The sequence below is a fragment of the Paraburkholderia acidisoli genome (genome assembly GCF_009789675.1).
Classification (GTDB): Bacteria; Pseudomonadota; Gammaproteobacteria; order Burkholderiales; family Burkholderiaceae; genus Paraburkholderia; species Paraburkholderia acidisoli.
This window is the reverse complement of sequence record NZ_CP046913.1, coordinates 175,622-188,133: the sequence shown is the minus strand read 5'-3', so window position 1 is coordinate 188,133 and position 12,512 is coordinate 175,622. Positions and strand designations below refer to the sequence as shown.

Annotated in this window: 8 protein-coding genes; 7 read left to right on the top strand and 1 reads right to left on the bottom strand. The window is 68.5% G+C overall.

From position 1 onward, the window contains the following. Positions 1 to 183: 183 nt before the first annotated feature. From FAZ98_RS00775 to FAZ98_RS00750, 6 genes are all read left to right on the top strand, one after another. The gene (locus tag FAZ98_RS00775; protein ID WP_233272630.1) at positions 184 to 1,509 is read left to right on the top strand and encodes an AGE family epimerase/isomerase; all 1,326 of its coding nucleotides are present in this window, start codon (positions 184 to 186) and stop codon (positions 1,507 to 1,509) included. 139 nt (positions 1,510 to 1,648) lie between these two features. Beyond that, positions 1,649 to 2,635 carry a carbohydrate kinase family protein gene (locus FAZ98_RS00770; RefSeq protein WP_158947847.1) on the top strand — a complete coding sequence of 329 codons (987 nt, stop codon included), beginning with the start codon at positions 1,649 to 1,651 and terminating at the stop codon, positions 2,633 to 2,635. A 417-nt stretch (positions 2,636 to 3,052) separates the two neighbouring features. Beyond that, the gene (locus FAZ98_RS00765) at positions 3,053 to 3,283 is read left to right on the top strand and encodes a hypothetical protein (protein ID WP_158947845.1); all 231 of its coding nucleotides are present in this window, start codon (positions 3,053 to 3,055) and stop codon (positions 3,281 to 3,283) included. Positions 3,284 to 3,326: 43 nt separating this feature from the next. Continuing rightward, a complete protein-coding gene (locus FAZ98_RS00760; RefSeq protein WP_158947843.1) occupies positions 3,327 to 3,572 on the top strand; it encodes a hypothetical protein in 246 nt (81 codons plus the stop codon). Between the two features lie 330 nt (positions 3,573 to 3,902). Beyond that, positions 3,903 to 4,955 carry an ion channel gene (locus FAZ98_RS00755; RefSeq protein WP_158947841.1) on the top strand — a complete coding sequence of 351 codons (1,053 nt, stop codon included), beginning with the start codon at positions 3,903 to 3,905 and terminating at the stop codon, positions 4,953 to 4,955. 190 nt (positions 4,956 to 5,145) lie between these two features. Next, positions 5,146 to 8,784 carry an indolepyruvate ferredoxin oxidoreductase family protein gene (locus FAZ98_RS00750; RefSeq protein ID WP_158947839.1) on the top strand — a complete coding sequence of 1,213 codons (3,639 nt, stop codon included), beginning with the start codon at positions 5,146 to 5,148 and terminating at the stop codon, positions 8,782 to 8,784. Positions 8,785 to 8,885: 101 nt separating this feature from the next. Here the strand turns inward: FAZ98_RS00750 and FAZ98_RS00745 are convergent, their stop codons facing one another. Continuing rightward, a complete protein-coding gene (locus FAZ98_RS00745; RefSeq protein ID WP_158947837.1) occupies positions 8,886 to 10,169 on the bottom strand; it encodes an EAL domain-containing protein in 1,284 nt (427 codons plus the stop codon). A gap of 642 nt (positions 10,170 to 10,811) precedes the next feature. On the opposite strand from FAZ98_RS00745, the gene FAZ98_RS00740 reads away from it, so the two are divergent. Then, positions 10,812 to 12,479 (top strand): Na+/H+ antiporter, encoded by a 1,668-nt coding sequence (locus FAZ98_RS00740; RefSeq protein WP_158947835.1) that lies wholly within the window; start codon positions 10,812 to 10,814, stop codon positions 12,477 to 12,479. The last annotated feature ends 33 nt before the right edge of the window (positions 12,480 to 12,512 follow it).

Sequence of the window (12,512 nt, the reverse complement as noted above, 5' to 3'; positions counted from 1 at the left end):
CGCGCGCGCCACGCGCCGCGCGCGCGGTTGCCGTCGCGCATGCCGCCGCCGCGGTCGAAGCCACCGAAGCCACCGAAGCCACGGTAGCCACCGAAGCGCCGCAAAAAACCCGTTGACGCCACAATCGGCGTGCACGCCTCGTCCACCCGACTCCAGCACGCAGTCCAGCAAGAAGAGAACGCCATGACGACGACCGCTACTCCGCCTTCTGCTTCACAACCAGCTTCACAAAACGCTTCACCGACCGATTCGCAAACCGCCGCGCCGGCCGTCGCGAGCTTTCGCGACCGCGGCTTCCTGCTCGGTCACGTGCAGGACACGCTGCGCTTCTACGCGCCCAACGTGTTCGACCGCACGGGCGGCTTCTTCCACTATTTCCGCGACGACGGCTCGATCTACAACGCGCACTCGCGCCACCTCGTGAGCAGCTGCCGCTTCGTGTTCAACTATGCGATGGCGTATCGCGAGTTCGGCGATCCGCAGCATCTCGAATACGCGCGCCACGGCCTGCAATTCCTGCGCGACGGTCACTGGGACCCGCAACGGCAAGGCTACGACTGGGAGATCGACTGGCGCGACGGCCAGAAACAGTTGCTCGACGGCACGCGCCATTGCTACGGTCTCGCCTTCGTGCTGCTCGCGTATGCGCACGCCGCGATGGCGGGCATCGAGGAAGCCAGGCCGATGATCGCCGCGACCTTCGAGCTGATGGAACACCGCTTCTGGGACGGCGCGGCCGGCCTTTACGCCGACGAAGCCACGCCCGACTGGACCGTTTCGAGCTATCGCGGCCAGAACGCCAACATGCACACGACCGAGGCGCTGATCGCCGCGTACGAGGCGACCGGCCATCTCGTCTATCTCGACCGCGCGGAGCGTGTCGCGAGCAACATCACGCTGCGCCAGGCGAAGCTGTCGCAAGGGCTCGTGTGGGAGCACTATCACGCCGACTGGTCGGTGGACTGGCACTACAACGAGGAAGACAGCTCGAACATCTTCCGTCCGTGGGGTTTCCAGCCGGGCCACCAGACCGAGTGGGCGAAGCTGCTGCTGCTGATCGAGCGCCATCGTCCGCTGCCGTGGCTGCTGCCGCGCGCCATCGAACTGTTCGACGCGGCCATGGCGCACGCGTGGGACAACGACCACGGCGGCCTGTACTACGGCTTCGGCCCGGACTACACCGTGTGCGATCACGACAAATACTTCTGGGTGCAGGCCGAGACCTTCGCCACCGCCGCGCTGCTGGGCAAGCGCACCGGCAACGAGCGCTTCTGGGACTGGTACGACGAAATCTGGCGCTACAGCTGGAAGCATTTCGTCGATCATCGCTACGGCGCGTGGTATCGCATCCTCACCTGCGACAACCGCAAGTACAGTGACGAAAAGAGCCCGGCCGGCAAGACCGACTACCACACCATGGGCGCCTGCTACGAAGCGCTGAACGGTTTGCCCGGGCGCGGCATGGCGCCGGTCGTCGGCCGCGAGGCGGCGCCGCACGACGCGCCGTAACGCCAGCGACCGGCGTACGGGCATCCGGCATACGGGCATCCGGCGTACGGGCAACCGGCGTACGGGCAACCGGCATACGCATTCCAACGATCGAGACAGCGGCCCGATTCCGCCGCAACGAAGCACAAGGAACACGACGATGAGCACTTGCAGCACCGGTCCGGACTTCTCCTCCGGCTTCCCGGCCTTCATCTCGGCCGGCGACATCCTCACCGACCTCGTGCGCGGTCCCGCGCCCGAAGGCAGCGCGCACGCGTCCGTGCCGGGCGGGCAGGCAGGCACGGATTCGCACTGGCGCGCGCATCCGGGCGGCGCGGGCTGGAACGTCGCGCGCGCGGTGGCGCGCCTCGGCCTGCCCACGGCCTGCGTGGGCGCGCTCGGCACCGACAACTTCTCCGACGAGCTCTGGAACGCCAGCGTCGCCGCCGGTCTCGACATGCGCTTCATGCAGCGCGTGGAGCGCGCGCCGCTGCTCGCGATCGTGCATCAGACGCACCCGCCCGCGTACTACTTCATCGGCGACAACAGCGCGGACCTCGCCTTCGACCCCGCGAAGCTGCCCGAAGGCTGGCGCGCGCACGCGAAGTGGGCGCACTTCGGCTGCATCAGCCTCGTGCGCCAGCCGCTCGGCGAAACGCTCGCGACGCTCGCGGCCGAGTTGCGCGCGGCCGGCGTGAAGATCAGCTTCGATCCGAACTACCGCAACCTCATGGCGCACGGCTACGAGCCGATCCTGCACCGCATGGCGGCGCTCGCCGATCTCATCAAGGCTTCGGACGAAGACCTGCGCATGCTGTTTCCGGGTCTTGCGGAAGCCGAAGCGATCGCGGCGCTGCGCGCGCTCAATCCCGCCGCCACGCTGCTCGTCACGCGCGGCGCGCAGGCGGCCACGCTCTACGTGGGCGACGAGGTGATCGAGGCCGCGCCGCCGCGGGTGGAAGTGGCCGATACGGTGGGCGCGGGCGACGCGTCGATCGGCGGTCTGCTGTTCAGCCTGATGAGCACGCCGCAACGCCACTGGCGCCAGCATCTCGCGTTCGCGCTCGCCGCGGGCGCCGCCGCCTGCCGCCGCGCGGGCGCGCATTCGCCGACGCTCGACGAAGTCGTCGCGCTGATCGCGGATTGAGGGCCGGCCGGGGTTCGACTGGTGTGTCGATGGCGTGTCGATGGTGGATCGGTTGAACCCTGGTTGAAGTCGATCGATTCGATCGAGGGCGGATCGAGGCCTGCGCCTCGGCTGCCTTCCCGCGCGCGGCGCGCCATGCCGCCACCGTACGAGACGTACGAGACGTACGACACGTACGCCACCGCACGACCGCCTCGGGCGCGCCCCGTGCCCTACCCGGCTTTCCCGCTCCCCGCTCCCCGCGAGGCCACGCGCCACACGCCACACGCTGGCCAGCCGCGTCACGAAGCTGCCGCGCAGCCGTCACATGCGTGCCCCGCAGCGCCGCTGGCAACGTGCTAGCATGGAATCGACCCGCATGGATGTCAGACACAGCCTGATGTCGACGCGGGATTTTCCCTCCACGAGGAGCTGGGTATGGAAGACGTCACCTACACCAAGGGAATCTACACGGCCGTCGCCACGGTGCGTCCCATGAACGCGGGCAACGCGGGCACGTACCAGGGCCTGGTCTCTCTGGCGCGCGACGACGGCGAGGATCTCGAGAACGCGCTCTACGAAGTCGAAGCGGCCTCGGGTACGCCGGAAGAAGCCCTCGAGGAAGCCAAGGCGCTCGCGCATCGCCTGCTTGGCGAGCTGGAACTGTAGAACGGTAGTCCCGGGTTCGACCGCGAACCGGCTGGAGATGATCATGGCCGAACAGCTTTTCCTCCACGGCGTCTACGCCATCCACGTGCATCCGCTCGAACTGCAGGGCGCGCGCTGGGACGCCGAATATCAGATCACGCATCGCGACACGGCCGTGCAGCCGTGGGTCACGATCGGCGGCAACGCGGGCTTCGACGCACCTGCGCAAGCCGTCGAAGCCGCGCGCCGCCAGGCCATCGCCGACATCGAGCACGGCGCCGGCATTCCGAAGCCGCACGGCTTTCCTTGAAGGCACGGCTTTCCTTGATGTCGTGATTTCCTTGAAGGCACGGCTTTCCCTGATGTCGTGATTTCTCTGAAGGCACGGCTTTCCCTGATGTCGTGATTTCCCTGAAGGCACGGCTTTCCTCGATTCACCTCGCACCCCACGGCTTTCATCGACGCTGACCATCCCGCGCGCCGCCTCGCGACGGCCCGGGTGCATGGCGAGGCGGCATCGTCCGGGCCGATCGCGCACGTCCCTCTCACGCCGGCAGGCCATGGCCCGCCGCCAGCTTGTCCGGCTTCCCCGGCGTTGCTACGCTCTCCTTTTCCGCCTCAGGGAACGCAGAGGACCATCATGACGCCCGACACGCCGGAGCGGCTCGCCCATCAGGAAGCGGCGCAGCAGGCCGAGTTTGCGCCCGTGGAGACACCGGGCGCGCAGCCGGGCGCGCAGCCGCGCCCGCCGTCCAGCGCGAACACCGAAACGCCCGCGACCGACACCGCCGCCGCCGCGCGCCGCGGCCCGGGCCGCCGCCTGCGCATCGGCGCGCGCGAGGTGCTCGTCTACGGCATGCCGGTGCAAACCTGGGGCGACTTCTACCACTCGGCGCTCACCATGCGCTGGTCCACGTTCTTCGCCTCGCTCGCGGGGCTCTTTCTGCTGCTCAACGGCGTGTTCGCGTGCCTCTACCAGATCGGCGCGGCGCCTATCGCGAACCAGTATCCGCGCGGCTTTCTCGGCGCGTTCTTCTTCAGCGTGGAAACGCTCGCGACGGTCGGCTACGGCGACATGCATCCGCAAACGCTCTACGCGCACGCGATCGCCACGCTCGAAATCTTCGTCGGCATGTCGAGCATCGCGTTGGCGACGGGCCTGATCTTCGCCCGCTTCTCGCGGCCGCGCGCCAAGATCATGTTCGCGCGCGAAGCGGTCGTGCATCCCATCGAAGGCCGTCTCACGCTGATGGTGCGCGCCGCCAACGCGCGCCAGAACGTGATCGCCGAAGCGGGCGCCAAGCTGCGCCTGATTCGCGTCGAAACCTCGCCCGAAGGCTTCTCGTCGCGGCGCATTCACGACCTCAAGCTCGTGCGCGACCAGCATCCGCTGTTCACGCTCGGCTGGAATCTCATGCACGTGATCGACGAATCGAGCCCGCTGTTCGGCGCGACGGCCGCGACGCTCGCAGGCCAGAACGCCTCGCTGCACGTGGTGATCGAGGGCTCCGACGAGTCCACGGCGCAGACCATGCAGGCGCGCTACAGCTGGTCCGACCAGCACATCCACTGGCACTACCGCTACGTCGACCTGATGAGCGACGAGGGCGGCATCAGCACGATGGACTACACGCACTTTCACGATGTCGTGCCCTTCGACGGGAAAAAGCCCTACGGACCGCGGATGATCTAGGCCGCGCCACGGTTGGGGCGCCGCGAAAAATCTCACTCGAAACCCCGCAAACATGAGCGGCATTTGGCGCAATTGGGGAGCGCACCCGCAGAGTTAGCAAAATATTTCCGTCATTGGCGCGAAAAAATAGAGTCTTCATCGCCGGTGTTAGTGAAGCGCCTGGCGAATGCACAAAACGGAGACTCCCCCCATGACCGCGCGCCCCGCCTTCGGTGACACGCCTGCTTCGCCGCTCGACTCGCCCCCTCTCGCCGACTACAAGCTCACCGACAACCTCACCGCCACGCGCGGCCGTATCTTCCTGACCGGCACCCAGGCGCTGATCCGCCTGCCGCTCATGCAGCGCGCGCTCGACCGCGCGCACGGGCTGAACACGGCGGGGTTCATCAGCGGTTATCGCGGCTCGCCGCTCGGCATGGTCGACCAGCAGGCGTGGAAGGCGAAGAAACTGCTCGAAGCCGCCGACGTGCGCTTCCTGCCCGCCATCAACGAGGAACTGGGCGGCACGGCCGTGCTCGGCACGCAGCGCGTGGAAGCCGACCCGGAGCGCACTGTCGAAGGCGTGTTCGCGATGTGGTACGGCAAAGGCCCGGGCGTGGATCGCGCGGGCGACGCGCTCAAGCACGGCAACGCGTACGGCTCCTCGGCGCATGGCGGCGTGCTCGTGGTGGCGGGCGACGATCACGGCTGCGTGTCGTCGTCGATGCCGCACCAGAGCGACTTCGCGTTGATGGCGTGGCACATGCCGGTCGTGAATCCGTCGAATATCGCCGACATGCTCGAATTCGGCCTGTACGGCTGGGCGCTCTCGCGCTTTTCGGGCGCGTGGGTCGGCTACAAGGCGATCTCGGAAACGGTGGAGTCGGGTTCGACCGTCGACCTCGACGCGATCCAGACCGACTGGCCCGCGCCCGCGGGTTTCACGCCGCCGCCGGGCGGCCTGCATAACCGCTGGCCCGACCTGCCGAGTCTCGCGATCGAGCAGCGTCTCGCCGCCAAGCTCGACGCCGTGCGCCACTTCGCGCGCGCCCACAGCATCGACAAATGGATCGCGCCGAGCCCGCACGCGAACGTGGGCATCGTCACCTGCGGCAAGGCGCATCTGGACCTGATGGAAGCGCTGCGCCGGCTCGACCTCACCGTCGCCGATCTCGAAGCGGCGGGCGTGCGCATCTACAAGGTCGGGCTCTCGTTTCCGCTGGAGATGTCGCGTATCGACGCGTTCGTGGCCGGTCTCGACAACGTGCTCGTGATCGAGGAAAAAGGCCCGGTGATCGAGCAGCAGATCAAGGATCACCTCTACAACCGTACGAGCGGCGCGCGCCCGGCGATCGTCGGCAAGCATGCGGAAGACGGCACGCTGCTGCTCTCCGATCTCGGCGAACTACGGCCCTCGCGCATTCTGCCCGTGTTCGCCGCGTGGCTCGCGAAGCACAAGCCCGCGCTCGACCGCCGCGAGCGCGTGGTCGATCTGGTCGCGCCGCAGATCCTCTCGAACGTGGCCGACGCCGTGAAGCGCACGCCCTACTTCTGCTCGGGCTGCCCGCACAACACCTCGACGAAAGTGCCCGAGGGCTCGGTCGCGCAGGCCGGCATCGGCTGTCACTTCATGGCCTCGTGGATGGAGCGCGACACCACGGGTCTGATCCAGATGGGCGGCGAAGGCGTGGACTGGGCCTCGCATTCGATGTTCACGAAAACGCCGCACGTGTTCCAGAATCTCGGCGACGGCACCTACTTCCACTCGGGCATTCTCGCGATCCGCCAGGCCGTGGCCGCGAAGGCCAACATCACCTACAAGATCCTCTACAACGACGCCGTGGCGATGACGGGCGGCCAGCCCGTGGACGGCACGATCTCGGTGCCGCAGATCGCGCGCCAGGTGGAGGCCGAAGGCGTGTCGCGCTTCGTCGTGGTGAGCGACGAACCCGAGAAGTACGACGGCCATCACGGTCAGTTTCCGAAGGGCACGACGTTCCACCATCGCAGCGAACTCGACACGGTGCAGCGCGAATTGCGCGAAACGCCGGGCGTGACCGTGCTCATCTACGATCAGACCTGCGCCGCCGAAAAGCGCCGCCGCCGCAAGAAAGGCGAGTTTCCCGACCCGGACAAGCGTCTGTTCATCAACGAGGAAGTCTGCGAAGGCTGCGGCGATTGCGGCGTGCAATCGAATTGCCTCTCGGTGGAACCGGTGGAGACGGAGCTCGGCCGCAAGCGCCGTATCGACCAGTCGTCGTGCAACAAGGACTACTCGTGCGTGAACGGCTTCTGCCCGAGCTTCGTGACGATCGAAGGCGGCAAGATCAGGAAGGCCGCGGGCGCGGCGTTCGATCCCGAGGCGCTGGCCGCGCGCGTGAACGCGCTGCCCGTGCCCGCCACGCCGCTCGATAACGCGCCGTACGACATTCTCGTGACGGGCGTGGGCGGTACGGGCGTGGTGACGGTGGGCGCGCTCATCAGCATGGCCGCGCATCTGGAAGGCAAGAGCGCCTCGGTGCTGGACTTCATGGGCTTCGCGCAGAAGGGCGGCTCGGTGCTGTCGTTCGTGCGCTTCGCGGCCACCGACGCGCTGCTCAACCAGGTGCGCATCGATACCCAACAGGCCGACCTGCTGCTCGCCTGCGACATGGTGGTGGGCGCGAGCCCCGACGCGCTGCAAACGGTGCGCCACGACCGCACGCGCATCGTCGTGAACACGCACGAGATTCCGAACGCGACCTTCGTGCAGAACCCCGAGGCGAACCTGCACGCCGACGCGCTGCTCGCGAAGATGCGCCATGCCGCCACCAACGGCCACACGTCGGCACAAGACCCGCTTTCGACCTGCGACGCGCAGGCGCTCGCGCAGCGTTATCTGGGCGACACGATCGGCGCGAACATCGTCATGCTCGGCTTCGCGTGGCAGCTCGGCCTCGTGCCGGTGTCGCTCGCCGCGCTCACGCGCGCCATCGAGCTGAACAACGTGGCCGTGCAGGCGAACCTGTTCGCGTTCGCGATTGGCCGCCTCGCCGCCGCCGATCCGGCCGCGCTCGAAGCCCTCGACACGCAACGCGCGAAGCTCGCCAATGCCGCCGCCAAAGCCAGCACGCGCCAGCTCACGCAAACGCTCGACGCGTTGATCGCCGACCGCGAAGCGCGTCTGCTCGCCTATGGCGGCGCGCGCTACGTGAAGCGGTATCGCGCACTCGCCGACGCCGCGCGTCAGGCCGACCCAAGCCTCGAGCAAACGCTCGCGCGCGCCGTTGCCACCACGTTCTTCAAGCTGCTCGCGGTGAAGGACGAATACGAAGTTGCGCGCCTGCACGCCGACCCGGCGTTCCGCGCCGCGCTCGAAGCGCAGTTCGAAGGCAAGGCCGGCAGCGACTTCACGGTGAAGTTCAACCTCGCGCCGCCGCTCGTCGCACGCGAAAAGAACGGCCAGCAGCCGCGCAAGATGCAGTTCGGCCAGTGGATCTGGAGCGCGTTCGGGCTGTTGCAGAAGGGTCGCGGCGTGCGCGGCACGTGGCTCGACCCGTTCGGCAAGACGCTGGAGCGCCGCATGGAACGCGCGCTCGCCGACGACTACGAGGCGACGCTGCGCGGCGCGTTCGCTCACCTCACCGCCGAAAACGCCGACGACATCGCGCGGCTCGCGAATCTGCATCAGCGCGTGCGCGGCTACGGGCACGTGAAACTCGCGAACGTGGCGGCCGTGAAGCGCAGCGAACGCGACCTGGCCGCGCGCCTGAAGCTCGATGCGCGCACGAGCCCGGCGGTGCAGGAAGCGCTGGATTCGTTCAAGGGCGCGGGCGCGCTGCGCGGCATTCCGGTGGTGGTGGCGAAGTAGCTTGCCGCGAAGTTGTCCGCGTGGTCGTTGTGAAAAGCCGCGAGTGCTGGCAGCACTCGCGGCTTTTTATCGACATTCAGATTGAGTCAACCCCGGCGCCCTCACCCCACCGCTTCCTCGCCCTCGTGCCAGTCCACGTCGCCGCATAGCACGCCCATGCGTTCGCCCACCTGCACGGCTATCGAGATCGTCACGCACGGCAGCGCCTCGTTGATCGACAGATACGGCCCCGTCACGTGCGCATGCCCCGGCGCGACGAGCGCCGCGCGAAAGTACGGGCGCCGCAGCCAGCTCGCGCCCTGCGCGTCCTCGAGCGGCAGGAAGCGCGCGTCGCGTTCGGCGCGATCCACGCGCAGCACCACGTTGCGGCCCGCCTGGCGGCCGTTCGCATCGAGCAGGTAGCAGCGCGCCGCGTGATCGAGCGCGAGAAAATTCCAGCACACTTCTTCGAGTGGTTCGCCCGCCGAAAGCCGCTCGGCCGCGCGCTCGAACGCGCGCAGATACGGCGCGAGCCGGTTGGTCGTGCCGCGCTCGCGCGTTTCGGTCTGCTGACGAAAACGCTCGGTGGCGTCGGCGATCACGGCCTGCGCGTGGGCGGCATCGGCGAGACCCGGCGCGGGCCGCGCGAAGAACTGGCCTTGCACGAAGTCGGCGTTGCAGGCGAGCGCGAGTTGCGCCTCGTGCTCGGTTTCCACGCCTTCGATCAGCACGAGCTTGCCCGCGTCGTGCAGCAAGGCGACCAGCGCGGGCAGGGTCGCGGCGCGGTCGGCGCGCTGCTGCGCATGCAGCAGCATGATGCGGTCGAGTTTGACGATGTCGGGATTCAGCTGCCACACGCGGCCGATGTCGAGATTGCCCGCGCCGAAGTCGTCGAGCGCGACGAGAAAGCCGCGCGCCCGGAAGGCGTCGATGGCGTGCGCGAGCGCCTCGAGATCGGTGCCCTCTTCTTCGAGCACTTCGAGCACCACGCGGCGCGGCGCGATGTTCAGCCGCCGCAGGTTCGCGAGCAGCGCCGCCGTGTTGTACGACTCGATCAGCGTGCCCGGGTGCACGTTGAGAAAGAGCCATTCGCGCTCCGCGCCGAGCAGCGCGAAGTTCTCCAGATGCAGCGCCTGGGTGAGCCGGTCCACTTGCAGCGCCTCGCCCACGCGCGCCGCGCCGCCGAACACGTCGGCGGCCGAGACGTTGCGGTCGAGCGCGTCGTGCGCGCGCAGCAGCCCCTCGTAGCCCACCGCGCGCATGTGCGAAAGACTGAAGACGGGCTGGAACACGCTCGTGAGCGTGAGCCCGCCATGTTGCGCGCTATAGCGCGTCAGCCCCGAAGTGACGCTGAGATCGAGGCCGTGCGGGGCCGCGGCCGGTCTGTCCTGTTGCTCTGTGGTCATGCTGTCCTCTGGCGCCTGGAAAACGCTGCGCGCTCGCCCGTGGCGGATGCCGATGCATCGATGCCGTTGCGTTGCTACCGTGCGTCACGAGCGAGACTAAGCAAGGTCCGTGCTCGCCCGCGTTCGCGATCCGGCATGCATCGCAAAGGATGCGACAAGCCGCCGCGTGCGCCGCAAGTGGGCACGCCATGCACCGCGCGCAACCGTGCGCGATGCACCGATATCGTGCGCCTTTCGCCGCGGGATTGCGCCGGCGGTGGCGCACACAGCGTCGCAAGAAAGCAGGCGGCCGCAGGAGGCGCACGCGCCGCATCGCGCGCCGTGCGCTGCGCGCCTCGCGGCGGCGCAACGCGGCCTCGGGCTACACTTGTGGCCCGCCCGGCCGCCGCCGGTCGCTTCGTCGCTGGCTATTGCGCCGACTTCTCCGCTGGCTAGCCCGCTTGCCGCAAGCCTCGGCGCCCGCTTTGGCACGATCGGGTCGCGTAGACCGGATCACGCAGATCGGGTCGCGCAGATCGGGTCGCGGCAGCGGAAGCGACGGTAGCCGCCGTCACGGCAAGCCCGATCACGGCGAACGCGTCCGCGCCACGCCACCCGAATTCACGCAGGCGCGCCGCCGCGCGCGCCGATCCTCACGTCTCGATGGCCATTCTTTTCACCGTTCTCATTCTGCTGCTCGCCGTTGCCGTCTCCGGCGTCGTGGTGCGCGTCATCCCCGTGAAGCTGCCGCTGCCGCTCGTGCAGATCGGCATCGGCGCGCTGCTCACGTTCCCGCGCGTGAATCCGCACGTGACCTTCGATCCCGACATCTTCATGGCGCTGTTCATTCCGCCGCTGCTGTTCGCGGACGGCTGGCGCATTCCCAAGCGCGAGTTCTTCATGCAGCGCCGCGCGATCCTCATGCTCGCGCTCGGGCTCGTGCTGCTCACGGTGGTCGCCGTCGGCTATTTCGCGCACTGGCTCGTGCCGCAGATCTCGCTGCCAGTCGCCTTCGCGCTCGCGGCCGTGCTCTCGCCCACCGACGCCGTGGCGCTCTCGGCCATCGCCGGCAAGGACCGCATTCCCGCGCAGCTGATGCACATCCTCGAAGGCGAAGCGCTGATGAACGACGCGTCCGGCCTCGTCGCGCTCAAGTTCGCCGTGGCGGCCGCGCTCACCGGCGTGTTTTCGCTGCGCGCGGCCACGCTGAGCTTCTTCCTGATCGCGGCGGGCGGCCTCGCGCTGGGCGCGGTGATCGGCTGGGTGTTCAGCTTCGTTTCCGCGCGCTTCCTGAACGTGACCGAAGACGGCGACCCCGCGCCCGGCGTGGTGCTCACGCTGCTGATTCCGTTCGCCGCGTACCTCTTCGCCGAGCATCTGGACGTCTCGGGCGTGCTGGCCGCCGTGGCCGCCGGGATGATGATGAACTACACGAGCACCGCGCACACGGGCCCGGTGTCGACGCGCGTACGCGCCTCGAGCACGTGGTCGATGATCGAATTCGTCTTCAACGGCATGGTGTTCACGCTGCTCGGCCTGCAGTTCCCGGGCATTCTCGGCAAAGCGCTGCTCGACGCGCATCACACGAGCGACGTGCAGATGCTGCGCCTGCTCGGCTATATCGCGGCCGTGCTCGTGGCGCTCTACGCCATGCGCTTTTCGTGGGTGTGGTTGCTGCGCTGGGTCGCGAGCCGCGGCGCGGCGCGTCACGGCGTGACGAACGCCGTGCCGGGGTTGCGCACGGTCGCGATCACAACGGTGGCCGGCGTGCGCGGCGCGGTCACGCTCGCGGGCGTGCTCTCGCTGCCCGTGACGCTCGCGAACGGCGCGCCGCTGCCGGGCCGCGACAGCGCCATTTTCATTGCGACCGGCGTGATCCTCGCTTCGCTGCTGGTGGCGATCGTGGGCTTGCCGTTGCTGTTGCGCGGCGTGCGGCGCGCGGCCCAGGGACCGCACGCGGCCGAGGAGCGCGCCGCGCGCGTGCAGGCGGCGCAGGCCGCGATTCGCGCCGTCGACGCCGTGCACGAACAGGCCACCGAAAACCTCGACGAAGCCGAAGCCGCCTACGCCGCCGACGTCACCGCGCGCGTCATGGACGGCTATCGCCGCCGCCTCGCCTCGCTCGACGCCGACCGCGACCGCAGCGCCCACGCGCGCCGCGCCGAAGCGCTCGAACTCGAAATGCGCCTCGCGGGCATGCGCGCCGAACGCGCCACGCTGGTCGCGCTGCGCAATCACATGCGCATCAACGACGAAACGCTCGCCAAGCTGATGCGCGAAGTCGATCTCGCCGAAACCGCGATGACCTCGCGCGGCCGCACTCGCGCGTGAACGGCGCGCGGTTCTTCAGCGCCGAAAAAAAGC

Excerpts from the sequence above, each read along its gene's own strand:
- FAZ98_RS00775 (WP_233272630.1), top strand. The coding sequence starts at position 184 with ATGACGACGACCGCTACTCCGCCTTCTGCTTCACAACCAGCTTCACAA.
- FAZ98_RS00770 (WP_158947847.1), top strand. The coding sequence starts at position 1,649 with ATGAGCACTTGCAGCACCGGTCCGGACTTCTCCTCCGGCTTCCCGGCC.
- FAZ98_RS00765 (WP_158947845.1), top strand. The coding sequence starts at position 3,053 with ATGGAAGACGTCACCTACACCAAGGGAATCTACACGGCCGTCGCCACG.
- FAZ98_RS00760 (WP_158947843.1), top strand. The coding sequence starts at position 3,327 with ATGGCCGAACAGCTTTTCCTCCACGGCGTCTACGCCATCCACGTGCAT.
- FAZ98_RS00755 (WP_158947841.1), top strand. The coding sequence starts at position 3,903 with ATGACGCCCGACACGCCGGAGCGGCTCGCCCATCAGGAAGCGGCGCAG.
- FAZ98_RS00750 (WP_158947839.1), top strand. The coding sequence starts at position 5,146 with ATGACCGCGCGCCCCGCCTTCGGTGACACGCCTGCTTCGCCGCTCGAC.
- FAZ98_RS00745 (WP_158947837.1), bottom strand. The coding sequence starts at position 10,169 with ATGACCACAGAGCAACAGGACAGACCGGCCGCGGCCCCGCACGGCCTC.
- FAZ98_RS00740 (WP_158947835.1), top strand. The coding sequence starts at position 10,812 with ATGGCCATTCTTTTCACCGTTCTCATTCTGCTGCTCGCCGTTGCCGTC.